Source organism: Streptomyces sp. NPDC051136 (genome assembly GCF_044455745.1).
Taxonomy (GTDB): domain Bacteria; phylum Actinomycetota; class Actinomycetes; order Streptomycetales; family Streptomycetaceae; genus Streptomyces.
The window spans coordinates 67,001-92,480 of sequence record NZ_JBITFE010000010.1; the positions used below are offsets into that span (position 1 = coordinate 67,001).

Consider the following 25,480-nt stretch of genomic DNA (forward strand, 5'->3'; position numbering starts at 1 on the left):
GGGTTCGTGACCGAATCCCGTCCTTGCTAACCGGACAACTGTCCGTTACGTTTTCCAGTGAGCGGACAACTGTCCGGTTACCCGCCCAGTCTAGCGGCGGACGCGACCGGAAGGACCGGCCGACGGCCCACCGGCCATCGGCCACGCACCCACCCCCCACTGCCTACAGCCCCATTCTCCCTGTCACCGGACACCTGTCACCAGACACCAAAGAAGGCTGACCATGGCTCCAGAGCCCTCGTCGACGTCCAGCGCCGTCACCCTGAACATCAACGGGGAGAAGCATCAGCTGACCGTCGACCACCGCACCACGCTCCTCGACGCCCTGCGCGAGCGGCTCGACCTCACCGGCACCAAGAAGGGCTGCGACCAGGGCCAGTGCGGCGCCTGCACCGTCCTGGTCGACGGACGCCGTGCCGTCTCCTGCCTGAATCTCGCCGTCGCCGCCGAGGGGCGCGAGATCACCACCATCGAGGGCATGGCCGACGGCGACCGGCTGCACCCGGTCCAGCAGGCCTTCCTCGACCTCGACGGCTACCAGTGCGGCTACTGCACGCCCGGGCAGATCTGCTCGGCGATCGCCGTCATCGAGGAGCACGCGGCCGGCTGGCCCAGCGCCGCCACCGAGGACGTACGTCCCGAGGCCGGACCGCCACCCCTGACACCGGACGAGATCCGCGAACGGATGAGCGGCAACCTCTGCCGCTGCGGTGCCTACGTCTCCATCGTCCAGGCGGTCACCCGCGCGGCCGAGGCCCACGAGGCCGCCGCCGGGCGGCACGACGACGGCGACCTGTCCGCCGAGACGGTGAAGGAGACGGCGGCATGAGGGAGTTCGACTACCAGCGCGCCGACGACGTCTCCGGCGCCGTGGCCCTGCTCGCCGGGGACCCCGACGCCCGCTTCCTCGGCGGCGGCACCAACCTGGTCGACCTGATGAAGACCGGCGTCGAGCGCCCCGCCCGGCTCGTCGACGTCCGCGAACTGCCGCTGAACGGCATCGAGGAGAGCGCCGACGGCGGCCTGCGCATCGGCGCCACCGTCACCAACAGCGACCTCGCCGCCCACCCCGAGGTGCGCCGCCGCTACCCGGTCCTGACCCAGGCGGTCCTGGCCGGCGCCTCCGGCCAGCTGCGCAACATGGCCACCGTCGGGGGGAACCTCCTCCAGCGCACCCGCTGCGGCTACTTCACCGACCTCAGCAGGCCCTGCAACAAGCGGGCGTCCGGCAGCGGTTGCTCCGCGATCACCGGTGAGCACCACAACCACGCCGTCCTGGGCGCCTCCGACCACTGCGTGGCCGTCCACCCCTCCGACATGGGCGTGGCCCTCGCCGCCCTCGACGCCGTCGTGGAGTACGAAACCCTCGACGGCCCGGACGAGTTGCCGCTGGCCGACTTCTACCTCCCCGTCGCGGACACCCCGCACCGGGAGACCGCCCTGCCGCCTGGGGCACTGATCACCGGCGTCACCCTGCCGCCCGCCCCGGTCGCCGCCCGATCCCGCTACCGCAAGGTCCGCGAGCGCGCTTCGTACGCCTTCGCGATCGGTTCGGTCGCCGCGGCGCTCGACATCGAGGACGGCGTGGTGCGCGAGGCCCGGCTGGCCCTCGGCGCGGTCGCCTCACGGCCCTGGCGGGCCCGTACCGCCGAGGCCGTGCTGACCGGGGCACCGGCCGACGGCGCCGCCTTCGCCGCCGCCGCCGACGCCGAACTCGCGGCCGCCAGGCCGCTGCCCGACAACGGATACAAGGTGACCCTCATGCGCAACCTCGTGGTGGCCGTCCTGACCGAACTCGCCGAGGAGGCCGCCCGATGAGCACCGCCACCACCGGCCGCACGACGGCCCGGGGCGCAGTCGGCACCGCCCACACGCGCGTCGAGGGCCGCGACAAGGTCACCGGAGCGGCCCGCTACGCCGGCGAGATCCCCTTCGCCGACCTCGCGCACGGCTGGCTGGTGCTGTCCACCGTGGCCCGCGGCCGGATCCGCGCCATCGACACCGAGCCCGTCCTCGCCATGCCCGGCGTCCTCACCGTCCTGGACCACGGCAACGCCCCGCGCGTCGACACCGACTACGTGGGTCTGCTGGGCATCGCGCCGGACCCCACCGCCGCCCTCTTCCAGAACGACCGGGTGCCGCACGTGGGCTGGCCGGTCGCCCTCGTCGTCGCCGGGACGTCCGAACAGGCCAGGGAGGCCGCCGAGGCCCTGGTCGTCTCCTACGACGAGGAACCGCACGACACCACGCTCACCTCCGGACACCCGGGCGCCCACCCGGCCGGCGGCGTCATGCCCGGCGAGACCGCCAAGGGCGACCTGGCGGCCGGCCTCGCCGCCTCCGCCGTCGTGGTGGACGCGGAGTACACCACGCCCGAAGAGCACCACAGCATGATGGAGCCGCACGCCGCCACGGCCCGGTGGGACGGCGGCCGCCTGGAGGTCGTCGACTCCAACCAGGGCACCACCTGGATCCAGGGCGAACTGGCGAACATGTTCTCGCTGGACGCGTCCGCCGTGCGGGTGCGCTCCGAGCACATCGGCGGCGGCTTCGGCAGCAAGGGCCTGCGGGCCCACCAGGTCGCCGCCGTGATGGCCGCGACCGAACTGCAGCGGCCGGTACGCGTGGTCATGACGAGGCGTCAGATGTTCTCGCTGGCCGGCCACCGCAGCCCCACCGTCCAGCGCGTGCGCCTCGGCGCCGACGCCGACGGCCGGCTGCGCGCCCTGGAGCACCGCTCGCTGAGCCGGACGTCCACCGTCTACGAGTTCGTCGAACCCAGTGCGGGCGTGGCCCGGGTGATGTACGACGCCGACGCCCACCACACGGCCAACGAGGTCACGCCCCTCGACGTGCCGTCCCCGACGTTCATGCGCGCGCCGGGCGAGGCGCCGGGGTCCTTCGCCGTCGAGTCGGCCCTCGACGAACTCGCCGAGCGCTGCGGCGTCGATCCGATCGAACTGCGCCTGCGCAACGAGCCCGAGGTGGGCCCGGTGTCCGGCCTGCCCTTCAGCAGCCGCAACCTGGAGGCATGCTTCCGTGAGGGCGCCCGGCGGTTCGGCTGGGCCGAGCGCGACCCGCGCCCCGGGACCCGGCGGGACGGACGCTGGCTCCTCGGCACGGGCACGGCCGCCGCCTCCTTCCACGCCGGCGCCGGACCCTCCACGGCCGCGCTGACCGCCCAGGCCGACGGCGGCTTCACCGTGCGGATCTCCGCCGCCGACATCGGCACCGGCGCCCGTACCGCGCTCACCCTGGTCGCGGCCGACGCGCTGGGGGTGGCGCCCGAGCGGGTCCATGTCCGCATCGGGGACAGCGACTTCGGCCCGGCGATGATCGCGGGCGGCTCGATGGGCACCCGCTCGTGGGCCTGGGCGATCACGGCCGCGGCCGCGGAACTGCGCGAACGCCTCGCCCTGGGCACCGACATCCCCGCCGAGGGCATCACCGTACGGTCCGACACCACCGAGGCCCTCGGCCGTCTCGCGCAGAAGGAACGGCACTCCTTCGGGGCGCAGTTCGCGGAGGTCGCCGTGGACCCCGCCACGGGCGAGGTACGGGTGCGCCGCATGCTCGGCATCTTCGCGGCGGGCCGGATCGTCAACCCGCTCACCGCCCGCAACCAGCTGGTCGGCGGCATGGTCTGGGGCGTCTCCATGGCCCTGCACGAGGAGGCGGTCCGGGACCGGGCCAGCGGCGCCCTCTACGCGCCCGACCTCGCCGGCTACCACGTCGCCACCCACGCCGACGTGGGCGACATCCAGGCGGACTGGGTGGACGACGAGGACCCGGACGACCCCGTGGGCATCAAGGGGGTCGGCGAGATCGGCATCGTGGGCGCCGCGGCCGCCGTCGCCAACGCGGTGCACCACGCGACCGGCGTGCGCCACCGCAGTCTGCCGATCCGTCCGGACCGCGTGCTGTCGGCGGGGGTGCCCGCGGCCGGGGGCGGCGCGGATGCTTGACATCGCCGACGAGCTGAACCGCTGGCTCGCCGAGGGCCGGGAGTTCGCCGTCGCCACCGTCGTCTCCGTCGGCGGCAGCGCACCGCGCGGGCCCGGCGCCGCCCTCGCCGTCGACAGCGACGGCACGGCGATCGGCTCCGTCTCCGGCGGCTGTGTGGAGGGCGCGGTGTACGAGCTGTGCACCGACGCCCTGCGCAGCGGCGAGACGGTGCGGCAACGCTTCGGCTACAGCGACGAGGACGCCTTCGCGGTCGGGCTGACCTGCGGCGGCATCGTCGACGTCCTGGTCACGCCGGTCGGCGCGGACGCGCCGTCGCGTGAGGTGTTCCGGGCGGCGCTCGACAGCGCCGCCCGGGGCGGCACCGCGGCCCTCGCACGGGTCGTCCGGGGCCCGGCAGGCCTGCTGGGGCGGGCCCTGCTGGTCCGCCCCGACGGCACCCGCGAGGGAGGACTCGGGGGCCACCCCGACCTGGACCGCACCGCCGCCGCCGAAGCCGGTGCCCTGCTGGACGCCGGGCGCACCGGCACCGTCGGGCTCTCGGAGGACGGTTCGCACTGCCCCGGCGGACTCACCCTGCTCGTCGAGTCCAGCGTGCCGCCGCCCCGCATGATCGTCTTCGGCGCGGTCGACTTCGCCGCGGCCCTGGTGCGGGCGGGGAAGTTCCTCGGACACCACGTGACGGTGTGCGACGCCCGGCCCGTCTTCGCCACCCGGGCCCGCTTCCCGGAAGCCGACGAGGTCGTCGTCGACTGGCCGCACCGCTACCTGCGCGGCACCCCGACCGACGGGCGCACGGTGCTGTGCGTACTGACCCACGACGCCAAGTTCGACGTGCCGCTGCTGACGGAGGCGCTGCGGATGCCGGTCGCCTTCGTCGGCGCCATGGGCTCGCGCCGCACCCACGAGGACCGCGACCGGCGGCTGCGCGAGGCGGGCCTGACCGAGGAGGAGCTGTCCCGGCTGCGCTCACCGATCGGTCTGGACCTCGGCGCCCGTACCCCGGAGGAGACCGCCCTGTCCATCGCGGCGGAGATCGTCGCCCTCCGCCGCGGCGGCACGGGTGTCCCCCTGACCGGCGGGGCGGCGCCGATCCACCGGGAGGTGACGGGGGCGGCTGCCTGAGGAGGAGACAGGTGGCGGGCCTCGCCCGGGCCCGCCACCGCAACACCGTGTCGGCCGGCCCCGACCCACCAACACCGTGTCGGCCGGCCCCGACCCACCGCACCGCCGTGTGCGGCTCCTGTCCGCCAGGCGGACGGGGCCGGACGGTCTGCGGTCAGGGCAGGGTCGACTCGCCGGCGAGGCGGACCGCGCACTCCAGCATCATGGCGTGCACGAAGGCCTGCGGGAGGTTGCCGCGGAGCTGGCGCTGGCGCACGTCGTACTCCTCGGCGAACAGCCCGGGGGGTCCACAGGCCGCGCGGGTGCGCTCGAACCAGCGGAACGCGCCGATGCGGTCGCCGACCCGGTGCGTGGCGAGCGCCATGGTGAAGCCACAGAGCAGAAAGGCGCCCTCGGCCCCGCCGAGCGGCTTACCGGGGTGTTCGAAGCGGTACAGGTACCCGTCCTCGGCCAGCTGGGACTCGATGTACGCGCGGGTGGCGGCGTCGCAGTCGCCATCGCCGTCGCCGTCGCCTTTCAGGAACGTGCAGCCGCGGGCCATCGGCACCAGCAGTGCGGCCTCGGCCCCGTCGTCGTCCTCGGCCCGCCGCCAGCGGCCGTCGGCACGCAGACAGCGGCGTTCCGTCTCCCGCAGCACGGTGTCGGCGAGGTCGGTGCACCGGCGCCCGGCGCTCCCGGGCAGCACCTCGGCCATCCGCCGCAGGCCGCACACCACGCTCAGCCGGGAGTGGGTCCACCACCGGTCCTCCAGCTCCCACAGGCCGGCGTCCGGTTTCAGCCACTGCCGCTCGACGACGTCCACGGCGACGTCGGCGGCCCGTCGCGCCTCCTCGGTCAGCCGGTCGTGCCCGGCCGCCGCTGCGAACAGCTGCAGCGCCTCGCCGAAGGTGTCCAGCTGGAACTGGGCGCCCGCGTCGTTTCCCACGTGGTCGTTGCCGCCGGGATAGCCGGGCAGCCGCAGGGACCGCTCGCGCCCGACCGGCCGTCCGTCGACCGTGTACGCGGGGCGCACCCCGTCGCCGTCCTCGAGGATGCGCTCGGCGACGAAGCGCACCGCGTCGTCGACCAGCGGGTGCGGTCCGTGCGCGGCGACCGCGAGACCGGCGTAGCACTGGTCGCGCAGCCACGCGTAGCGGTAGTCGTAGTTGCGCCCGCTGTTGGCCCGCTCCGGCAGCGACGTGGTGGCCGCCGCGACCATCCCGCCGGAGATGCTGGTCAGCCCGCGCAGCACGGCGTACGCGTGCCGGGCGTCGCGGGGCGCCACCAGCCGCGAGCAGTCCGGGACGGCTGCCCGCCACTCCCGTTCCGTGGCCCGCCACAACGCGTCGGCGTCCAGGGGCCCGTTCTCCCGGCCCCGGGACAGCTCCAGCACCAGATCGTGCGTCTCGCCCTCGCGCAGCCGGAAGTCGCCGCGGAGCCCGGCCCCGTCCCGCCAGACCGCGTCCGGTGCCCCGGCGAGCCGCATACGCAGGCCTTCCGCCCCGGCCGTCCACACGCCCCGCTCACACCGGGGCTCGCGCATCCGGGCCGCGCCGAAGCCGGGCCGCGGGTCCAGGTCCAGGGTCAGCCGGGCCTCGCCCCGCACCACCCGCATGCGCCGCAGCAGCACGAGCCGGTCCGTGCGGGCCGGCAGGGCCAGGGCCTCGCGGCACTCGATGACGCAGTCGGCGGTCACCCACCGGCTCACCCGGATCAGCGAGCCCTCCTCGTACGAGCCGCCCCAGACGTGCCAGGGGTCCGTGGGCTCCACGGTGAAGTGCCCCGCGCCGCCGATGAGCGCGGAGAACACCGCGTCGTCGTGCCACCGCGGGGCGCACAGCCACACGATCCGGCCCCGGGGGTCCAGGACCGCCCCCCGCTCGCCGTCGGCGAGCACGGCGTACTCCCGCAGGGCCCAGGGCGGGCACGACGGGTCCGGTGCCGCCGCGCGCTGATCGGCGCTGTCCTCCATGACCTACGGCTGTCCCGGCGCCGTTGACCGAAACGGTGCGTTCCGTGCGCTCCGCCCGCTGCGCGCACACCTCGCCGCCACCGCGCCCCCGCCCGTCCCGTGCTCGCCCAGCGGGCCCACCGCCAGCCCCGCCTCGCGGCAGTCGCGCACGATGTCCGGCAGCGCGCCGAGCGTGGCCCGCCAGCTGCCCGGAGTGGAGGCGTGGTCGGTGTCGTGGAGGAGGATCGTGCCGCCGCCGCCCAGGTCCGCCGCGACGTTCGCGCGTACCGAGGCCGGCGTCGCGTCGTGCCGCCAGTCCTTGCCCCACGCCGTCCACAGCACCGGCCGCAGCCCGGCCCGGCGGGCGGCCGCCCAGCGTCCGGAGGTGAGAATGCCGTAGGGCGGCCGGTACCAGGTGGGGGACCGGCCGGTCACCTCGCCCACCAGCCGCGCGGCGCGCAGCACCTCGCGCGCGTCCCGCGGCGGCGCCGGCCACCAGGGGCGGTCGTGCGCCCAGCCGTGCACCTCGATTTCGTGCCCGCGCCGGGTCAGCTCCCTGGCCACGGCAGGATGCCGTGCCACGTTCTCGCCGAGGACGAAGAACGTCGCCCGGACCCCGAGCGCGTCCAGGACGTCGAGGAAGTGCGGTGTGGATACGGGGTCCGGCCCGTCGTCGAAGGTGAGCGCCACGTGACCGGGACCGCCCTGCCCGGCCAGCGCGGGGAAACGGCGCCGGCGCAGCCCGGGGAGCCAGGTCGCGGCCGGGCCGATGTGCGCCAGCGCGGCCGCGACCGGCGCGGCGGCTGCGACGGCGTACACCGCACGCCCGGCGTGTCCCGGGTGTCCCGCGTGTCCCGCGTGAAGACTCTGACCCATTGCTGGTGCCTCCGGCCCGCTCGGTCGGCCCGTCTCGGACCGCTCATCGCCTCGCTCCTCGCCCCGGCCCGTCCCGCGCCGCCGTGGCCGTGTCCCAGGCGCCGTGGACGGACGGTGCCCGGGCCAGCCCGACGCTGCCGAGGCCGATCAGAGCCACGCCGATCAGCTCGGGCAGCACCCGCACGCCGAGCACGATCTCCTCGCCGAACAGGGCCCAGCCCAGCGCGACGCTGGTCAGCGCGTCGCCGAGGGTCAGCGCGGGCTGCGAGGCCGCGAGGGTCCCCGCCCGCAGGGCGCTCTGCAACAGCAGGAAGCTGATCACGCCCACCACCCCCGTCGCGTACGGCGGCCACTGGGTCAGCACCTCGCCCACCCCCTGGGGCAGCCGCCCGGTGAGTTCCTTGAGCAGCGCCGCCGTCCCGCCGAACCCCACCGCCGACGCCGATCCGAACAGCGCCGCCCGGGGTGCGCCGTGCACCATGCTGCCGACCGAGGCGAGGACCGTGATCAGTACGAACAGCGCCAGGCCCGCCCAGATCCACCGGCCCGAGGCGGCCGTGTCGTGACCGGCCGACGGAGCGGCGGCGCCCAGGAACAGCGCGAGCCCCACGGCCAGGGCCGCGAAGGCCAGCCACGTCCGCGAGTCCGGGCGCCGGTGGAAGACGACGCTGCCCACCACCAGCGTGAAGAGCAGTTCGGTGGCCATCAGCGGCTGGACGACGGCCAGGCTGCCCACCGCCAGCGCGGCCCCCTGCAACACCGTGGTCAGCGCCAGCAGCGCCGCCCCGCCGACCCAGTACCGGTCGTGCACCATCCGCAGCAGCGAGTGCAGCGCCGTGTGCCGGGCGCCCGCCCGGTCCTCGTCCTGCGCCGCGGCCCGGCGCTGCAACACCGACGCCGCCGCGTTGGACAGCGCGGCGAACAGGGCGAGGACGACGGTGAGGACACTCACCGCGGCGCGCTCCCGGTCATCCGAACCGCGCGGCCAGCCGCCGGTACAGTCCGGGGGCCGTGCCCCGCACCCGGCACGGCAGCCGCAGCCACGAGGGCACGTACACCTCGTCGCGGCCCCGCACGACCGCGCCGTGCACCGCGTCGGCCACGCGCTCGGGCGGGACCGGACGCGGCCTGGACCGCCGGTAGGGGGTGCCGCGGCGCTCGAAGAACGGCGTGTCGACGACGCCGGGCACCACATGGGTGACTCCCACGCCCGTGCCCCGCAGCTCGTAGCGCAACGAGTCCGCGAAGGCGCCGATCGCGGCCTTCGCCGCCGAGTACACGGCCTCGTCGCGCACCGCGACACTGCCCGCCAGCGAACCGATGAGCACCACCCGCCCCGAACCGGCCGCCACCATCCCCGGCAGCACCAGCCGCACGAGCCGCAGCGTGGCCAGCACGTTGACGTCGAGCACCTCGTCGATGGTGTGCGGCGGCATGTCCAGGAACTCGCCGGCCCAGCCCACCCCGGCTCCGGCCACCAGCAGGTCCACCGGGCCCGCCGTGGCCAGCGCGAAGTCGGCGAGCTGCCGGTCGGCGCCCGGGAGGGTGAGGTCCGCCGCGAAGGCGGTGGCCGACGTGTCGTCGGCGACCCGGCGCAGCCGCACCGGGTCCCGTCCGGTGAGCACCAGCCGCCAGCCGTCCTCGCCGCCCAGCCGGCGGGCCACGGCCGCACCGATGCCGGAGGACGCCCCCGTCACGAGCGCCGTACGGGTCCCCGTGTCCTGGCCTCCCGCGGGCCGCCGGGGCCTGGCACGGTCCGCGTCGGGTGCGACGACCTGCGGTCCGGGAGCGGGCCGGGGACGGGAGAACGCATGGACCATGGGGACCACCTTGACTCGGGGCGGGCACCGCGAAGCGACCGGCCGGGTGGCCGGGCTCCGCCGTCCGTCCGGACGGGCGGTCACGGAGTATCCAGCCGCGGTACACCCGAAACGCCCGCATGTGCGGTGGTTTGGAACCCTTCGCGTCGGCAACCTGGTCCGCTGTGCATCCTCGCAGCTCATCCGTGCCCCACCGGGTCGCCGCCGCGGGCGGCCCGGGAGGCGGCCGACGCCTGCTGGTACTCAGCGCGAGCATGGGCGCCGGCCACGACACGGTCGCCGCCGAACTGGTCCGCCGGGCCGGGGAGCGCGGCGACACCGCCCAGGTCGTCGACGTCCTGGCGCTCCTGCCGTACGGCCTGGGCACCGTCCTGAGGCGCTTCTACCGCGGGTCGGTACGGCACTTCCCCTGGGCGTACGCCGCCCTGTACCGCCTCTTCCTGCGCCCCGGCCCGGGGCGCCGCCCCAGCGGGACGCCCCTGGCCCGGCTCGCCGGGAGCAGACTGCGCGAGCTGGCCGAGCGCACGGGCGCGGACGTCGTCGTGCCCGTCTTCCACCTGGGCGCCCAGCTGACCGGCCATCTGCGGGCACGCGGGCTGCTTCCCGTGCCCAGCGTCGTCCTCGTGATCGACTTCGAGGTCCACCGGCAGTGGCTGCACCCCGGCAACGACCACTGCCTGTGCCTCACCGAGGACGCGGCGCGCCGGGTGCGGACGAGCACCGGCAGGCCCGCGTCGGCCTGCGGGCCCCTCGTGGCGCCCGGATTCCTCGCCGGCACCCCCGACGTCCCGGGGGCGGCCGCGTGGCGGGACCTGTTCGACCGGCTAGGCCCCGGCCGGCCCGCCGTGGTGCTCTCCGCCGGTGCCTGGGGCGTCGGCTCGCGCCTGGACACCACCGTCCGGCTCCTGGCGGAGCACGGCTTCCTGCCGGTCGTGCTCTGCGGTGACAACCAGCGGCTGCGCCGTGTGCTGTCCGGCACCCCGGGCGTCCTCGCCCTGGGCTGGGTGACGGACATGCCCGGCCTGCTGCACGCCGCCCGGGCCCTGATCGACAACGCGGCCGGCCAGACCGCCGTACAGGCACTCGCCGCCGGACTGCCGGTCGTGGGCCACCGCCCGATCCCGGGCCACGGCGCGGACGGCGTCCGGCGGATGGCGGAGCTGGGCGTGTCCGAAGCCGCTGAGGACGGGGACGCGCTGCTGCGCGCGCTGCGGCGGCTCACCGCACCGGGTCCGGCCAGACGCCGGCGGATCGCCGCCGGGCGTGCCCTGTTCACCGAGCAGCCCGACCCCCTGACCGCGCTGACCGGCGCCGCCGACGCCGCGCGGGCACGCCTGCGGCGGTGAGAACGCGCACGGCCCACGGGCCGCGCACGGCGGTGCGAGCGCGCACGGCGGCGACAGCGCGCCCGCGCGTCGGCACGCGGCCGTTTTCCCGCCCGGCCCCAGGGCACCCGGCACGGAGCGCGAACCGGCACAAGGAGGCGACGTCGTGCGACTCGACGAATTCCTGGACCGGGTCCGCGACCGGGGTGAGTTCCACAGCGACGACGAGGCCGAGCAGGTCTCCACGGCCGTCCTGTGGGTGATCGCGTCCCGCGTCCCACCCGAGGAGGCCGCAGCCCTGGCCGCCGACCTGCCCGCACCCCTGGACGACGCGCTGCGCCCGGAGCGCGGGCGTCCCGAGTCCTTCGGCCGCGAGGAGTTCCTCCGGCGGGTGGCCCAGCAGACCGGCGCGCGGCCGCGCACCGCCGAGTGGGACGCGGGCGCCGTGCTGTCCGTTCTCGCCGAGGCGGTGCCCCGCGAACGCGTCGACCGTCTGCTGGCCGGGCTGCCCGCCGACTGTGCCGACCTCTTCGGCGACCCGCCGCCCCACCCGGACCGCCCCGGCGGCACGCCCCACTGAACCGCCGACCCCACCGAGCCCCACCGAGATCGAGGAGACACCCATGACGGACGTTGAGCAGCGCTACGCCGACGGGGAGGAGACACCCCTCGCCGGATACGCGACGCTCGCGACGACCTTCGCGGCGAGTGCCGGCGTGTTCGCGGCGACGGCGTGGCGGCGCGGCGTCCGGCTCCCGGACACCGTCCCCGCCTGGGACGTGGCCCTGCTGGGAACGGCGACCTTCAAGGCCTCCCGGCTGCTGACCAAGGACAAGGTCACCAGCTTCCTGCGGGCGCCCTTCACCCGCCGCGAGGGGCACGGCAACGCCAACGAGGTGATGGACGCCGGACGCGGCACCGGTCTGCGCCGTGCCGTCGGTGACCTGCTCTCCTGCCCGTTCTGCACCTCCGCCTGGGTGGCCGGCGGACTCGTCGGCACCTACGCCGTCGCGCCGCGCGCGGGGCGGCTGCTGTGCGCAGGCCTCAGCGCGGTCGCCCTGTCGGACTGGTTGCAGTACGCCTGGAGCCTGACGGCGCAGAAGGCCGAGGAGTGAGCGGAAGAACGAGAGCGGAGGAACGAGCGGGTGACGGCCGGGCCGGGCCGCGCGGGGGCCGCCGGCCCGGCAGGAGTCCGGTCAGTCGCGCTCGGCGCGCTCCGCCCGCTCGGCGTGCAGCTTCTTGACGCGGGCCGCCTCCTTGCGCACGTCCGCCTGGACTGCCTGCTCCCGCTCCAGCCACTCGGGACGCTCCTGCCTCAGCGCGTCGATCTGCTCCGTGGTGAGCGGCTCCGCCACCCCGCCCCGGTGCAGGCCCGCGATGGAGATGCCCAGCCTGGCCGCCACCACCGGCCGCGGATGCGGGCCGTCGCGCCGCAGCTCGCGCAGCCACTCCGGCGGGTCGGCCTGCAGCGCGTTCAGCTCGGCACGGGTGACGACGCCCTCCTGGAACTCGGCGGGTGTGGCCTCGAGGTACACACCCAGCTTCTTCGCCGCGGTCGCGGGCTTCATGGTCTGGGTGTTCTGGTGCGACGTCATGCCGTCAAGGGTATCGATCGTGTGAGGGGCTCCCGACCACGCCCGGTAACCTGGCCTGGTGACAGGCTCGGAAGCTCCCCCCTCGTTCAGGCTCGCGTACGTCCCGGGGGTGACGCCCGACAAATGGGTGCGCATCTGGAACGAGCGGCTGCCGGACGTCCCGCTCGCCCTGACCCAGGTCCCGGCCGCCGATGCGGGCGGCGCGCTGCTGCACGGTGACGCCGACGCCGGACTGGTGCGGCTGCCCGTCGACCGGAGTGTGCTCAGCGCCATCCCGCTCTACACCGAGACCACGGTCGTGCTGGTCCCCAGGGACCACCTCGTCACGGCGGCCGAGGAGGTGAGCGTCGAGGACCTCGCCGACGAGATCGTGCTGCACCCCCTCGACGACGTCCTCGACTGGGAGCGGCTGCCCGGCAGGCCCGCCCTGGAGCGTCCGGCCGGCACCGCGGACGCCGTCGAGCTGGTGGCGGCCGGGATCGGCGTGCTGCTCCTGCCGCTGTCGCTGGCCCGGCTGCACCACCGCAAGGACCTCACGTACCGCACGGTCACGGACGCCCCCGAGTCGAGCGTGGCCCTGTCCTGGCGGGAGGACGCGCATACGGACCGGGTCGAGGACTTCATCGGCATCGTCCGGGGCCGGACCGTCAACAGCACCCGGGGCCGGCAGCCCGAGGCGTCGGCTTCCGCGCGCCGCACGGCCGAGGGCGGCGGGACGGGCGGCGGCAAGCCGGGCGGCGCGAGGTCGGGCGGCGGCAAGGCGGGTGGCAGGACGGGTGGCAAGGCCGGCGGGAGGCAGGCCGGAGGGGCCGCCCGGCGCGGTGCCGGGGGCTCGTCCAGGGGCGGCAGCGGCGGCAAGGGCAAGGGCAAGGGCGGCGGACGCGGCGGCAGGCCGGGCCACCGCTGACTCAGCGGACCGTCGGACTCGGCGTGGGCGCCGAGGTGTTGACCTCGAGGCCGGGCGGCGCGGTGAGCGAGAGCACCGGCTCGCCCGGCTGCGGGGCCGGCGGGGTGAGCTGCACCTTGGGCAGGCTCGGCGGGGCGGTCTGCTGGAAGTTGACCTGGTCGAAGTTGACCAGCCCCGTCTTCTCCAGCACCGTGATGTGGTCGAGGACGGTGTCGTTGGCCTGGTCGGCGAGCTGCCGCACCAGGGAGTTCTTGGTGTTGGCGCGGATGTTGGCGATGGCCGGGAAGATCTGGCCGTGCGTGATCCGCATGATGTTGACCGCCGTCGTGTCGAACTGCTTGCCCGTGGTCCCGTCCACGGTCGACACGAACTGCTGCTGCTGCGGTGACGCCAGGTTGGGCAGGGTGATGCCCAGCTCCGGCGCGATCTTCCGGCAGGTCGCGTCCAGTCGGGAGTGGCCGACGACCAGGTGCTCACCCGCCTCCCTCATCTCCGGAGTCGTCCCCCGCTCCATGGCCATCAGCCCCAGGGGGTGCTCCCACAGTCCGGCGGCACGCACCTTCACCACGAAGTCCCGGTCCTGCTCGGTGAGCGGCCCGTACCGCGTGTTGGTGACGACGCGGGCCTGGTCGCTGCCCGCGTTCTGCACTCCGAGCATGGTCGGGTAGGCGAGTGCGGTCAGGGTGAGGACCAGGGCACCGGCCACGAAGGCGGTCCCTGCCGTGGCGCGCGTGATGCGCATCGTGCCTCCTGGGCGAAGACAGGCTCGGACACCGGGAGATACGGATACGGGAGCCGGTCTGATCACCGTCCCGGGCACTTGCTCGGATTCTTTCCCGACGCGGGACGCCGTCGGTCGCCGTCGGTCGCCGTCGGTCGCCGTCGGTCGCCGTCGGTCGCCGCCGTTCGCCGTCGGTTCAGGCGGCGCGCGCCTCGCGCACGAGCCAGTCGTACGCCGCCCGCGCGGTGAACTCCTCCTGGCCCCCGCGCAGCAACAGCCCCGCGGTGGCGAACTCCGGCGCGTCGGCCTGCGCCGCGACGTAGGGGATCGCGATGCAGCGCATCCCGGCCGCGTGCGCGGCGGCGGCCCCGGGAGCGGCGTCCTCCAGGACCACGCACCGGGCCGGCTGCGCCCCCAGCCTGCGGGCCGCTTCCAGGAAGACGTCGGGGGCGGGCTTGCCCCGTGCGACCTCGTCGGCCGAGACGACCGTGCGCAGGTGCGCGTCCAGGCCGGTGCGGGCGAGGATCGTCCCGATCGCCTCGGGCGACGAACCCGACGCCACGGCCATCGGCACGCCCGCGCCGGCCAGCAGCTCGACGAAGGCGCGCATCTCGGGGTACGCGCGGACCGAGGTGCGGGCGATGTCGAGGTAGTGGCGGTTCTTGACGGCGAGCAGCTCCCCGACCGTGGCCCGCAGCCCGTACCGCCGTTTCCAGTCGGCGACGGTCTCCCGGGTGCTGATCCCCACGTACGCCTCGTGGTCGGCCCAGGTGAAGTCCGCGACGCCGTACTCGGCGAGGGTGCGTCGACCCGCCTCGTAGTAGTTCGGCTCGCTGTCCACGAGTGTTCCGTCCAGATCGAAGACGGCCGAGATGCCGCCGAGCGGTCCCATGGTGCTCATGGCGTCCAGGATGCCAAGGATCACCTGCGGGCCGAGCGGCCGATCGACTCCACGAGCGGCAGCAGCCGGTGCGGCACCCGCTCGCGCAACGCCACCTCGCTGCGGGTGCGGACCACACCGGGCAGGCTGATCAGCTTCTGCACCACATCCTCCAGGTGCGCGTTGTCACGGGCCACGACACGGGTGAGCAGGTCCCCGCCCCCGGTGATGGAGAAGGCCTCGACGATCTCCGGCACCGCCGCCAGCGCCTCGCCCACCTCGTCCAGATGCCCCTGGGTGACCTCGATGTGCACGAACGCGAGCACCGGATGGCCCAGGGCGGCGGGGGACAGGGACGGAGCGGTACCGGTGATCACACCGTCCCGCTCCAGACGGTCGAGACGGGCCTGGAGGGTGCCGCGGGCGACCCCGAGGAGCCGGGCGTACTCGCGCACACTGGTGCGCGGCTGCTCGAGGAGCAGACGGAGGATCCGGGTGTCGAGCTCGTCGACGGCCATCGCGGGCGGGGCCCCTCTCTCGTCGGCCATTGGCACCCCAGTGGCCGTGAACATGCCGTGATCACTGTACCAATGGCCCATTGGAGCAGCGGCCTGTTGAGCCACTGGTGGCAGAGATGCTCCTATAGACGTGTCGATGGCGCTGCGGACCCCCGCGGCGCCTTTTGCATGCGGTGACTTCCAGCCGTGAACGTGAACGAGCGAGGGGGCGGTAGGCAGTGCTGAAGAAGGTGTTCGTGAGCCCGGACCCGGGACGGTCCCGGCTGCGGTTCGCCGCCCGGGCCGTCCTCGGCATCGGGCTGGCCGTCGTGGTCTGCGGACTGGCCGGCACCTCCCTGGTCGGTGCGATCACCGGCGGGCTCGCCGCGCTGCTGGCGCTGTTCACCGTCACCGACGCCACCGTGCGCGGCCAGGCCGTCACCACCGCGCTGCTGCCGGTGACGGGACTGCCCGTCCTCACCGCCGCTGCGGCGCTGCACGACCTGCCCGTGGTCCGGGACCTCACCTTCCTCGCCGTCGTCGGCGCGGGCGTGTACGCGCGCCGCTGGGGGCCGCGCGGGCACAGTCTCGGCGTGTTCGCCTTCATGACCTTCTTCGTCGCTCAGTTCCTGCACGCCACCACGGACCGGCTGCCCGAGATGTACGCCGCCGTCCTGCTGTCCGTGGCCACCGCCGCGGCGGTGCGCTTCGGCCTGTGGTGCTACGAGCGCCGTCGCCCCGCGCCCGCCGTCCCCGCGCCGCCCGCCGGCACCGGGCTGGCCCGCATCACCACCCGCCAGGCCGTGCAGGCCACCGCCGGCGCCGGCTTCGCCCTGGTCGTGGGCCAGCTGGTGTCGGGCGACCGCTGGTACTGGGCGGTCGGCGCCACCTGGTGGGTCTTCGTCAACACCACGTCGCGCGGAGAGACGCTGGTGCGCGGCTTCCGGCGCGTCCTCGGCACGGTCGTCGGTATCGGCCTGGGCTTCCTGATCGCCGTGCCCCTCGCCGGGTCCGCGGTGCCCACCGCCGTACTCGCCGCCGCCTGCGTGTTCGGCATCTTCTACACCGCGGCGGTCTCCTACACCTGGATGATGCTCTGCGTGACCCTGCTCGCCGAGCTGCTCTACGGCCTGCTGGGCGTCCTCAGTCCCGGCCTGCTGGCGCTGCGCTTCGCCGAGACCGGCGTGGGCGCGCTCGGTGCCGCGCTCGCCGTGCTCTTCGTCCTGCCCGTCACCACCCACGCCGTCACCGACGCCTGGATCCAGCGCGCCCTGCGCTGCGTGCACGCCTGCACCGCCGAGGCCGCCGCCCGCCTCGCCGGCACCGAGGGCGCCGACCCGGCACCGCGGGTCGCGGAACTGGAGCAGCTGCTCGGCCGGGTACGGCTGTCGGTCGCCCCGCTCGTCCACCCGCTGAGCCCGATGTACGGCCGCAGGCGGCGGGCCCGCCGGGTCCTCGGCCTGCTCGACGACTGCGCCCGGGAGATCCGCGGACTGGTCGCCGTCGCCGCCGACCCCGAGGCCTCCCACGACGCCCGGCTGGCCGCCGCCTGCTGGCGTGTCGAGGCCGCGGTCGAGGCGCTCACCGGCGGCGGCGTCCCCGCCCGCGCGGGCGGTCCGCGTGCCGCCGAACCGGCGCTGGCCCACCTGCACGACCTGGAACACGCCCTCGCCGAACTCGCCGCGCCGCTGGGAGCCCCCTCCGGTTCGCGACTGGCCGGCGCCTGACCCGCGTACCCGCGGCACCCGTTTGGTCTAGACCGCACGTGATCGACTGCTACCGTCGCTCCCGGGTGAACGCCCGGGTCGGACGGCCGGGCGGTCGGACGGCCGGAGCCGGAGGCGGCGCCCGGGCCGGACAGGCCGGACGCGCTGGAGCCGGACGGCCGGTCGGTGCGTGATGCGACGCGGGTCGAGCGGGCAGACGGAGCGGGACGAGAGGGGCAGCGGTGGCGGACGGCGACAGGCGGCAGCGGCGGGCATACATCGGGTCGTTCACGGCGGCCGGCGGCCCCGGGATCCTGACGGCGACCGTCGCGCCCGACGGCGGAGCCCTCACGGTCGTGAGCGGCACGGACGGTCTGGCCGACCCCTCCTACCTGGCCCTGTCGCCCGACGGGGAGACGCTCTACGCCGTCAGTGAGACGGCCGAGGGCGCGGTGGCCGCCTACCGCGTGAGCGGCGACAAGCCCGAGCCCCTCGGGCGTCCGGTGTCCGTCGAGGGCGAAGGACCCACCCACCTCGGCCTGTACGCCGGTCACGTGCTGACCGCCAACTACGGCTCCGGCACCGTCACCGCGGTACCGCTGCGCGCCGACGGCACCCTGGCCCGGTCGGCGTCCGGTGTCCTGCGGCACACCGGCTCGGGCCCGCACGCCCAGCGGCAGCAGGGGCCGCACGCCCACCAGGTGCGGCCCGACCCCAGCGGGCGGTGGGCCGTCAGCGTGGACCTCGGCACCGACTCGGTGCGCGTCTGCACCCTCGCCGACGGTGCCCCCGCCGTGCACCGCGAGATCGCGCTGCGCCCCGGATCGGGCCCGCGGCACCTGGCCTTCCACCCGGACGGTTCCCACGCCTACGTGGTCAACGAACTGTCGCCCACCGTCACCGTCTGCCACTGGGACGCCGCCGACGGCCTGCTCAAGCCGCTCACCGAGGTGCCGGTGCTGCCGGGAGCCCCGGCGGGCGACGCCTACCCGTCCGGCATCGCCGTCTCGCCCGACGGCCGCTTCGTGTGGACCGCGACCCGCGGTGAGGACGTCCTGTCCGTGCTCGTCGTGGAGCCGGACGGACTCCGGCTGTCCGCCACCGTGCCCTGCGGCGGACAGTGGCCCCGCGACATCACCGTCTCGGACGGCTTCCTGTACGCGGCCAACGAACGCTCCGGAGACGTGACCTGGTTCGCTCTCGACCCGGCCACCGGCATTCCCCGCCGCACCGGCTCCCTGGCAGCCCCGGCGGCGTCCTGCGTGGTCTTCGGCCCGGCCTGACGCCCCCGCGGGCGGCAGACCCACCGGCACGGACTCGGCGCACGGCTCAGGGTGGCGAAACGGACCCGCACCCGGTCGCGGGCGGACGATCCCTCCCGCGAGCGAAAGGGGCCCGCTCCTGTCCCGGAGCGGGCCCCTCCCACGCACGCCCGTGCAGGGCGCGGCACGTCACCGGACCGGCGTCCCCTGAGCCTGCTGCGGCGAGATGCCGAGCGCCGTCGTGTACTTGGCCAGCGCCAGCTTGCCGATCGCCGGGTACGGGCCGAGCGGCTCGGCGGCGGAGCAGCCCGCCTCCTTGGCCGCCTCCTCCAGCACCGACTGCTCGATCTCCGGCCCGATCAGGTACGGCGCGAGCGCCAGCTGCTGGGACCCCGAGGAACGCAGCTGCTCGGCCACGGACGCGATCGAGCCCTCCTCGTCCAGCGCCGCCGCGATCACCGGCACGGCGAGGCGCGCGGCGAGCAGCATGCCGGTGATCCCGGCCGCCTGGACCGCCTCGTCACCGCCCACGGAGGCCAGGATGATGCCGTCCGCCGCGGTCGCCACGGTGAACAGGCGGGCGCGGTCGGCGCGGGCGAGACCCGCCTCGGAGAGCCGCACGTGCAGCGCCTCGGCCAGCAGCGGGTGCGGTCCCAGCACATCGGTCAGCTCGGCCGCGATCCTGCTGTCCATGACGGCCTGCCGGATCCGGCGCAGCAGCGCGTTGTCCGGGCCCGCGAGCAGCGGCACGACGACCGCGACGGGGCCCTCGGGCTCCCTCACGTCCAGACCGGCGGCACGGGCCTGCTCGAAGCGGGCGGTGCGCTCCTCGGCGGCCCGCACGAGCACGGTGGACAGGGTGGGGAACTCGTCGTCGTCCCCGTCGAGGTGGCCGATCCGGGCGTCGAGCCCGGGCAGCTCGGAGCGGGCGATGCTGATGACCTCGTCGGCGAGGCCGCGGGTGGCACTACTGGGCGTCCCCGGCACCGCGAGGACGAGCGCCGGCGCGCCCTCGGGAGCCACCAGGGGTTCGGGACGACGGTGCCGTCCGGGCTGGCGGGGGCGCGGCATTCGTACGGGCAGGCCGGACGCGGGCCCAGTGGGGGAGCTCATGGCGCCGCATGTTACTGGTTTCCGGGGCTTCCCTGTTCGGGGAGGGTGCAGGTGAGCGGTATCCGTCCGGTTTTGTCTGATGAGTGATGTACGGATCGGCCGACATCGGCACGATTCACCTCACCGCCGGGCCGGTTGTGACTGCCCGGCACGCTCCTCGGTCACGACGGTCCCGCATCACTCGGAAGCGTGAGCGGGCTGGTCAGCGGGGCAGCCGCGATCCGGACCGGCCTTCCGGCGGAGACTCCGGCCCTGGGACCCTGGGACCCTGGGACCCTGGCGTCCTGGACATGCCGGCCGACCCGGTCAGCCCGGCCGGCCGGGCCCGCCCGGGGCGACGGCCGGGAAGCCGGCGCCGCTCACGGCAGCCGCCAGTCGACCGGCTGGCCCCCCATACGCATCAACAGGTCATTGGCCCGGCTGAACGGGCGGGAGCCGAAGAAGCCCCGGTCCGCCGACATCGGGGACGGGTGCGCGGACTCCACGGCCGGCAGGTCGCCGAGCAGCGGCCGCAGATTGCGGGCGTCCCGGCCCCACAGAATGGACACCAGCGGCTTGCCGCGCGCCGCGAGCGCCCGGATCGCCTGCTCGGTGACCTCCTCCCAGCCCTTGCCGCGGTGAGCGGCGGGCTTGCGCGGGGCCGTGGTGAGCGCCCTGTTGAGCAGCAGCACACCCTGATCGGTCCAGGGGGTCAGGTCACCGCTGGAGGGCTGCGGGAGATCCAGGTCGGCGTTCAGCTCCCGGAAGATGTTGAGCAGGCTGCCGGGCAGTGGACGTACCTCGGGGGCGACGGAGAAGGACAGCCCCACGGCATGGCCGGGAGTGGGATACGGGTCCTGCCCGACGATCAGCACCCGCACGTCGTCGAAGGGCTGTTGGAAGGCCCGCAGGACGTTCGCCCCGGACGGGAGGTAGGTGCGTCCGGCGGCGATCTCCGCGCGCAGGAACTCACCCATCGAGGTGATCCGCCCGGCGACGGGTTCCAGAGCCCTCGCCCAGCCCGCTTCGACGATTTCGTTCAAGGGTCGTGGTGCCACGGGCGTCACCCTACCGCCGTACGGGTGACGCCGATCGACCGGTGGCCGAAGCCGGTCCCCCCGGTCCGGTTCACGCGACGACCGCGGCCCGCACGCACAGCACGTCCGGCAGGTGCGAGGCCAACTGCCGCCAGCTGTCGCCGTCGTCGGCCGACGCGAACACCTCGCCGTTGCGGTTGCCGAAGTACACGCCCGCCCGGTCCGCGTCGTCCGTGGACAGCGCGTCGCGCAGCACCGTGCCGTAGTGGTCCTCCCGGGGCAGGCCCGCGGAGAGCGGCTCCCAGCTCTTGCCCGCGTCCGCCGTGCGGAAGACCCGGCACTTGCGGTCCGCCGGCACCCGGTCGGCGTCGGCGTTGATCGGGAAGACGTACGCCGTGTCCCCGCGGTGCGGATGGGCGGCCACCGCGAAACCGAAGGTGGAGGGCAGACCCTCACCGATGTCCGTCCAGTGCCCGCCGGCATCGTCGCTGCGGTACACCCCCCAGTGGTTCTGGAGGTACAGGCGGTCCGGGGTGGCCGCGTCCCGTGCGACCTTGTGCACGCACTGGCCGAACTCCGGGTCGGGATCCGGCAGGAAGACGGCGGAGACACCGGAGTTGGACGGCGCCCAGCTCGCGCCGCCGTCCGAGGTGCGGAACACGCCCGCGGTCGAGACGGCGACCGTCACCGACCGGGGGTCGCGGCGGTCGGTGAGGACGGTGTGCAGTCCTTCACCGCCACCGCCGGGCACCCACTGCGACCGCGTCGGGTGCTCCCACAGCGGGCGGACCAGCTCGAAGCTCTCGCCGCGGTCCTCCGAGCGGTACAGCGCGGCCGGCTCGGTGCCCGCGTACACCACGTCCGGCTCGGCGGCGGCGGGATGCAGCTGCCACACGCGCTCCAGCGAGGTCCCGGTCTCCTTGGGGAACCTGACGGCGGGCGCGGCCGGTTCGGTCCAGGTCCGGCCCAGGTCGTCGGAGTGGAACACCGACGGACCCCAGTGCGCGCTGTCGCCGCCGGCCAGCAGGCGCGGGGTGTCGCCGCGGGTGTCGAGGGCGACCGAGTACACCGCCTGTGCGTTGAAGTAGGGACTCTCGTCGAACTCCCAGGTGCCACCCCGCCGACGCCCGATGAACAGGCCCTTGCGGGTGCCCACTGCGAGCAGTACCTCGGTCATGCCGACCACCTCCGCGGCGTCCTCGTCGACGCCTTCGTCTCGGACACGGGTCAGTCTGCACCCAGCCACTGACAGTGACCGCCTGGAAGGCTGTCGTCGCAGGTCAGACCGGTGGTGTCGGGTCCGGTGAGGGGTCCTGGCGGGTCACTCGCTCAGTCCGTGCCGGGCAGCGCCCGCGCCAGCACGCCGTCGAGGTCGGCCGTGTCCGGCAGCGTGCCGAAGGAGTGCCCCCAGTCGCCGCCGAGACGGGTGGCGCAGAACGCGTCGGCGACGGCGGGCGGAGCGTGCCGGACCAGCAGCGAGCCCTGGAGGGTCAGGGCCATCAGTTCCACCAGGCGGCGGGCACCGGTCTCGGAGGCCTCGCCGAGCCCCGTCTCCAGCCGGGCCACCGCCGCGTCCAGCCGGGTGTCCGCGCCGCGCGCGAGGGCGAGTTCCTCGAACAGGGCGTGCGCACAGGCGGGGGAGCGGCCGAGTGCCCGCAGCACGTCGAGGGCGTTGACGTTCCCCGAGCCCTCCCAGATCGACAGCAGCGGTGCCTCGCGGTAGTGCCGGGGCATGCCCGACTCCTCCACGTACCCGTTGCCGCCCAGGCACTCCAGGGCCTCGGCGGTGAAGGCCGGCCCGCGCTTGGTCACCCAGTACTTGCCGACGGCGGTGGCGATCCTGCGGAACGCCGCCTCCCCGGCGTCCCCCCGCACGGCACGGTCGGCCGCGCCGGCGAGCCGCAGGGTGAGCGTGGTCGCGGCCTCGGACTCCAGCGCGAGGTCGGCCAGGACGTTGCGCATCAGGGGCTGGTCCACCAGCCGGGCGCCGAACGCGCTGCGGTGCCGTACGTGGTGACCGGCCTCGACGAGGGTCTTGCGCATCAGCGTCGCCGAGGACATCACGCAGTCCAGCCGGGTGCAGTTGACCATCTCGATGATCGTTTTGACGCCCTGCCCCTCCGGCCCGACCAGCCAGGCCACCGTCCCGTCGAACTCGGGCTCCGAGGAGGCGTTGGACCGGTTGCCGAGCTTGTCCTTCAGGCGCTGGATGCGGAAGGTGTTGCGGGTGCCGTCGGGGAGGACGCGCGGCACCAGGAAGCAGGACAGCCCGCCGGCCGCCTGCGCCAGCACCAGGAACACGTCGCACATCGGGGCCGACGTGAACCACTTGTGCCCGCGCAGCGTGTAGACGCCGGGCTCGGCGGTCGCCGTGGCCGTCGTGGTGTTCGTCCGCACGTCCGAGCCGCCCTGCTTCTCGGTCATCCCCATGCCGGCCAGCAGGCCCTGCTTCTCGAAGGGCGTCCGCAGCCCCGGTTCGTACGCGCGGGAGGTCAGCAGCGGCTCGTAGAGGGCCGCCAGCTCGGGCTGGGCCCGCAGGGCCGGGACGGCGGCGTACGTCATCGACGTCGGACACCCGTGCCCCGCCTCCGTGTGCCCCCAGACCAGGCCCCCGGCGGTCCGCGCCACGTGGGCGCCGGGCCGGTCGTCGGCCCACGGCGACCCGGCCAGGCCCTCGCCGACCGCCACCCGCATCAGGTGGTGCCAGCTCGGGTGGTACTCGACCTCGTCGACCCGGTCGCCGTACCGGTCGTGCGTGCGCAGGACGGGCTCGTGCCGGTTGGCGAGGTCGCCCCAGTCCTGTGCCTCGGCACTGCCCGCGCGCCGGCCCAGCCGCCGCAGGTCGTCCTCGGCCCACCCCGCGCCCTCCCGCCGTAGGCCTTCCAGCAGGACCGTGTCGTCGGCCGCGTCGTAGGGGGCCAGGGGCGGAGGCTGGTTGGTGACGTCGTGCGTCGCGTACCCCGCCGGGTGGGCCCAGGGCTCCCGGGACGGCTCGTACGGCTCGTACGGCGGCTCCTGCGCGAGTGTCGTCATGACCCGAGTGTTGCACTGTCCCTGCGGTCGCAGCAATAGTGCAACACGGTGGGCGCACGTACAGTACGTGCCCATGTGGACGAACGACACGTACCCGCGCGGATGAACGGTGCGGAGGCCCTCGGCGGGCCCGGACCGCGTCCGCTGTCCGCGCGGTCGGTCATCCTGAGCCTGCTGCTCGGCACCCATCCGCCCGAGCTTCCGGCGCGGGAGCTGGTGCGGCTCGTGGAGGGCTTCGACGTCGGTGCCTCCACCGCGCGCGCGGCGCTCAGCCGGATGGCCGCCGCCGGGGACCTGCGGCGCACGGGGACCGGATACCGGCTCAGCGAGCGGCTGCTGGAGCGCCAGCGGCGCCAGGACGAGGCCCTCGGCCCGCACACGCGCGCGTGGCAGGGCGACTGGGAGACGCTCGTGATCACCGCGACGGGGCGCGGGCCCGCCGCCCGTGCCGAACTGCGCACCCGGCTGACGGCCCTGCGCCTGGCCGAACTCCGCGAGGGTGTCTGGCTGCGCCCCGCCAACCTCGACCGCCCGCTGCCCGCCGACCTCGGCCCGGTCGCCGAGCGGCTCGTCTCGCGGCCCGCGTCCCCGGCCGCCGAACTGGCCGCGCGCCTGTGGCCGCTGGGGGAGTGGTCCGAGCACGCCCGGGCCCTGCTGGACCACGTCGGCCGGGCACGGCGCCCGGCCGACCGCCTCACCGCCTTCGCGGCTGTGGTACGGCACCTGCTCGCCGATCCGGTGCTGCCCGCGGAGCTGCTCCCGCCCGGCTGGCCGGGGGAGGCCCTGCGGGACGCCTACGCGCGCTATCAGCGGGAGCAGTCCGGACAGGTCCGGGCGCACACCACCCGGACCTGAGGCGTCACTTGTAGGTGATGTCGGACGAGGAGTACTTGCAGTACGTGCCGTCGGCTCCCGAACCGTTCGAGTCCGGCTCGTCCCCGTCGTCGTTGCCGATGTACTTCTGACACGGGACGATCTTCTTGCTGCTGTCCCCGACGATCGTGATGTTGCGCAGGGTCGCGCTGTCGCCGTAGTTCGTGTTGATGCCGGCGATCCGGCCGCCCTTCCAGTTCACCTCGATACCGCTGAGGTTGATCGTCCGCTTGTACTGCGTCGAGCAGTTGCCGCAGGAGCGGACGAAGGTGCCGAAGTTCTTGACGGCGAAACCGGAGACGTTCAGGGTGCCCGCGCCGTTGAACTGGAAGACCTTGTCGCTGGCCTCCTTGGCGCCGCCGCCCGAGATCGTGTAGACGTTCGACGACGAGGAGCCCCGGAAGGTCGCCGCGTCCTCGCCGACGTCCTCCCACCACACGTTCTGGAGCGTGCAACTGCCCTTGCAGTGGACGCCGTCCGCGGCAGGGGCGCCGATGATCACGTTTTTGAGGACGGCGCCGGGGGCGAGCTCCAGGATCGGACCCTGGTCCTCGTCCTGGCCGTCGGAGCCCAGGTCGCCGGTGCCGTACAGGCGCTTCATCCCGTAGTCCTTGGTGCCGGAGACGGAGATGGTGGAGGAGACGCCCTGACTGCCGTTGGGGGTCGGCCAGGTGGCGGCGTGGGCCGAGGTGGCCCCGGAAGTCATGAGCATGCCAATCGAGAGTCCGAGCGCCGTCAGTGCGCCGGTCGCCGCGCGCCGTGGCAGGCGGGGGTGTGTCGCAGCGGTCATGTTCTGGTCCCTTCCGAAGGGGTGGGGGTGGAACGGAACATGTACGTG

Annotated in this window: 24 protein-coding genes; 11 read left to right on the forward strand and 13 right to left on the reverse strand. The window is 74.8% G+C overall.

The genetic code is table 11. The features are described from left to right. The first annotated feature begins 223 nt into the window (after nt 1-223). The 4 genes from ACIBCJ_RS27410 to ACIBCJ_RS27425 are packed head-to-tail and all read left to right on the forward strand — an operon-like array spanning nt 224 to nt 5,088. Nucleotides 224-829 carry a 2Fe-2S iron-sulfur cluster-binding protein gene (locus tag ACIBCJ_RS27410; RefSeq protein ID WP_365979754.1) on the forward strand — a complete coding sequence of 202 codons (606 nt, stop codon included), beginning with the start codon at nt 224-226 and terminating at the stop codon, nt 827-829. Beyond that, nucleotides 826-1,818 carry a xanthine dehydrogenase family protein subunit M gene (locus ACIBCJ_RS27415; RefSeq protein WP_365979755.1) on the forward strand — a complete coding sequence of 331 codons (993 nt, stop codon included), beginning with the start codon at nt 826-828 and terminating at the stop codon, nt 1,816-1,818. The genes ACIBCJ_RS27410 and ACIBCJ_RS27415 overlap by 4 nt, the downstream gene beginning before the upstream one ends. Beyond that, complete coding sequence (locus ACIBCJ_RS27420) at nt 1,815-3,965, forward strand: xanthine dehydrogenase family protein molybdopterin-binding subunit (protein ID WP_365979756.1); 2,151 nt, start codon at nt 1,815-1,817, stop codon at nt 3,963-3,965. The genes ACIBCJ_RS27415 and ACIBCJ_RS27420 overlap by 4 nt, the downstream gene beginning before the upstream one ends. After that, nucleotides 3,958-5,088: an XdhC/CoxI family protein gene (locus ACIBCJ_RS27425; RefSeq protein WP_362096320.1), complete on the forward strand. Its 1,131-nt coding sequence runs from the start codon at nt 3,958-3,960 to the stop codon at nt 5,086-5,088. Before ACIBCJ_RS27420 ends, ACIBCJ_RS27425 begins: the two co-directional genes overlap by 8 nt. 154 nt (nt 5,089-5,242) lie before the next feature. Here ACIBCJ_RS27425 and ACIBCJ_RS27430 read toward each other — a convergent pair whose 3' ends face one another. Genes ACIBCJ_RS27430 through ACIBCJ_RS27445 form a run of 4 tightly spaced genes read right to left on the reverse strand, consistent with a single transcriptional unit; the run spans nt 5,243 to nt 9,714 of the window. Next, complete coding sequence (locus ACIBCJ_RS27430) at nt 5,243-7,039, reverse strand: glycoside hydrolase family 15 protein (RefSeq protein ID WP_365979757.1); 1,797 nt, start codon at nt 7,037-7,039, stop codon at nt 5,243-5,245. 3 nt (nt 7,040-7,042) lie between these two features. Beyond that, a complete protein-coding gene (locus ACIBCJ_RS27435; protein WP_365979758.1) occupies nt 7,043-7,894 on the reverse strand; it encodes a polysaccharide deacetylase family protein in 852 nt (283 codons plus the stop codon). A 43-nt stretch (nt 7,895-7,937) separates the two neighbouring features. After that, nucleotides 7,938-8,846 carry a DMT family transporter gene (locus ACIBCJ_RS27440; protein ID WP_362502968.1) on the reverse strand — a complete coding sequence of 303 codons (909 nt, stop codon included), beginning with the start codon at nt 8,844-8,846 and terminating at the stop codon, nt 7,938-7,940. Between the two features lie 16 nt (nt 8,847-8,862). Further along, entirely contained in the window at nt 8,863-9,714 is an 852-nt protein-coding gene (locus tag ACIBCJ_RS27445) for an SDR family NAD(P)-dependent oxidoreductase (protein WP_362502965.1), read from the reverse strand. 254 nt (nt 9,715-9,968) lie between these two features. Here ACIBCJ_RS27445 and ACIBCJ_RS27450 point away from each other — a divergent pair, with 254 nt between their 5' ends. The 3 genes from ACIBCJ_RS27450 (at nt 9,969) to ACIBCJ_RS27460 (ending at nt 12,154) form a co-directional block, all read left to right on the forward strand. Beyond that, nucleotides 9,969-11,060: a galactosyldiacylglycerol synthase gene (locus tag ACIBCJ_RS27450; RefSeq protein WP_365979759.1), complete on the forward strand. Its 1,092-nt coding sequence runs from the start codon at nt 9,969-9,971 to the stop codon at nt 11,058-11,060. A gap of 145 nt (nt 11,061-11,205) precedes the next feature. Continuing rightward, nucleotides 11,206-11,619, forward strand: a complete 414-nt coding sequence (locus tag ACIBCJ_RS27455; RefSeq protein ID WP_365979760.1) for a DUF2267 domain-containing protein — start codon at nt 11,206-11,208, stop codon at nt 11,617-11,619. A 43-nt stretch (nt 11,620-11,662) separates the two neighbouring features. Beyond that, a complete protein-coding gene (locus ACIBCJ_RS27460; protein WP_362096300.1) occupies nt 11,663-12,154 on the forward strand; it encodes a DUF1360 domain-containing protein in 492 nt (163 codons plus the stop codon). Between the two features lie 81 nt (nt 12,155-12,235). Here the strand turns inward: ACIBCJ_RS27460 and ACIBCJ_RS27465 are convergent, their stop codons facing one another. Continuing rightward, on the reverse strand, nt 12,236-12,634 hold the full coding sequence (locus ACIBCJ_RS27465) for a DUF5997 family protein (protein WP_362096297.1): 399 nt from the start codon (nt 12,632-12,634) through the stop codon (nt 12,236-12,238). 58 nt (nt 12,635-12,692) lie between these two features. Between ACIBCJ_RS27465 and ACIBCJ_RS27470 the strand changes: the two genes are divergently transcribed. Beyond that, nucleotides 12,693-13,541 (forward strand): LysR substrate-binding domain-containing protein, encoded by an 849-nt coding sequence (locus ACIBCJ_RS27470; protein WP_365979761.1) that lies wholly within the window; start codon nt 12,693-12,695, stop codon nt 13,539-13,541. Nucleotide 13,542: 1 nt separating this feature from the next. On the opposite strand, the gene ACIBCJ_RS27475 is transcribed toward ACIBCJ_RS27470, so the two are convergent. The 3 genes from ACIBCJ_RS27475 to ACIBCJ_RS27485 all read right to left on the reverse strand — a co-directional run bounded on the left by ACIBCJ_RS27475 (nt 13,543) and on the right by ACIBCJ_RS27485 (nt 15,660). After that, nucleotides 13,543-14,283: a DUF4142 domain-containing protein gene (locus ACIBCJ_RS27475; RefSeq protein WP_362502958.1), complete on the reverse strand. Its 741-nt coding sequence runs from the start codon at nt 14,281-14,283 to the stop codon at nt 13,543-13,545. 175 nt (nt 14,284-14,458) lie between these two features. Next, nucleotides 14,459-15,154 (reverse strand): HAD family phosphatase, encoded by a 696-nt coding sequence (locus ACIBCJ_RS27480; RefSeq protein WP_365979901.1) that lies wholly within the window; start codon nt 15,152-15,154, stop codon nt 14,459-14,461. Nucleotides 15,155-15,183: 29 nt separating this feature from the next. Continuing rightward, nucleotides 15,184-15,660 (reverse strand): Lrp/AsnC family transcriptional regulator, encoded by a 477-nt coding sequence (locus ACIBCJ_RS27485; RefSeq protein ID WP_031033981.1) that lies wholly within the window; start codon nt 15,658-15,660, stop codon nt 15,184-15,186. Nucleotides 15,661-15,878: 218 nt separating this feature from the next. Here ACIBCJ_RS27485 and ACIBCJ_RS27490 point away from each other — a divergent pair, with 218 nt between their 5' ends. Together ACIBCJ_RS27490 and ACIBCJ_RS27495 are read left to right on the forward strand one after the other, a co-directional pair. Beyond that, nucleotides 15,879-17,366, forward strand: a complete 1,488-nt coding sequence (locus ACIBCJ_RS27490) for an FUSC family protein (RefSeq protein WP_362502955.1) — start codon at nt 15,879-15,881, stop codon at nt 17,364-17,366. A gap of 221 nt (nt 17,367-17,587) precedes the next feature. Further along, nucleotides 17,588-18,628, forward strand: coding sequence for a lactonase family protein (locus tag ACIBCJ_RS27495; protein WP_365979762.1), 1,041 nt, complete (start codon nt 17,588-17,590; stop codon nt 18,626-18,628). Nucleotides 18,629-18,796: 168 nt separating this feature from the next. Here the strand turns inward: ACIBCJ_RS27495 and ACIBCJ_RS27500 are convergent, their stop codons facing one another. The 4 genes from ACIBCJ_RS27500 to ACIBCJ_RS27515 form a co-directional block, all read right to left on the reverse strand. After that, nucleotides 18,797-19,720, reverse strand: a complete 924-nt coding sequence (locus tag ACIBCJ_RS27500; RefSeq protein WP_133886803.1) for a sirohydrochlorin chelatase — start codon at nt 19,718-19,720, stop codon at nt 18,797-18,799. Nucleotides 19,721-20,079: 359 nt separating this feature from the next. Beyond that, nucleotides 20,080-20,757: a uracil-DNA glycosylase gene (locus ACIBCJ_RS27505; protein WP_365979763.1), complete on the reverse strand. Its 678-nt coding sequence runs from the start codon at nt 20,755-20,757 to the stop codon at nt 20,080-20,082. Between the two features lie 70 nt (nt 20,758-20,827). Beyond that, a complete protein-coding gene (locus tag ACIBCJ_RS27510; RefSeq protein WP_399283537.1) occupies nt 20,828-21,982 on the reverse strand; it encodes a WD40/YVTN/BNR-like repeat-containing protein in 1,155 nt (384 codons plus the stop codon). An 83-nt stretch (nt 21,983-22,065) separates the two neighbouring features. Beyond that, nucleotides 22,066-23,769 (reverse strand): DNA alkylation response protein, encoded by a 1,704-nt coding sequence (locus tag ACIBCJ_RS27515; protein ID WP_365979765.1) that lies wholly within the window; start codon nt 23,767-23,769, stop codon nt 22,066-22,068. Between the two features lie 102 nt (nt 23,770-23,871). Between ACIBCJ_RS27515 and ACIBCJ_RS27520 the strand changes: the two genes are divergently transcribed. Beyond that, nucleotides 23,872-24,624, forward strand: coding sequence for a PaaX family transcriptional regulator C-terminal domain-containing protein (locus ACIBCJ_RS27520; protein WP_362096760.1), 753 nt, complete (start codon nt 23,872-23,874; stop codon nt 24,622-24,624). A gap of 4 nt (nt 24,625-24,628) precedes the next feature. Here the strand turns inward: ACIBCJ_RS27520 and ACIBCJ_RS27525 are convergent, their stop codons facing one another. After that, entirely contained in the window at nt 24,629-25,432 is an 804-nt protein-coding gene (locus tag ACIBCJ_RS27525; protein ID WP_365979766.1) for a pectate lyase, read from the reverse strand. Nucleotides 25,433-25,480 lie beyond the last annotated feature (48 nt).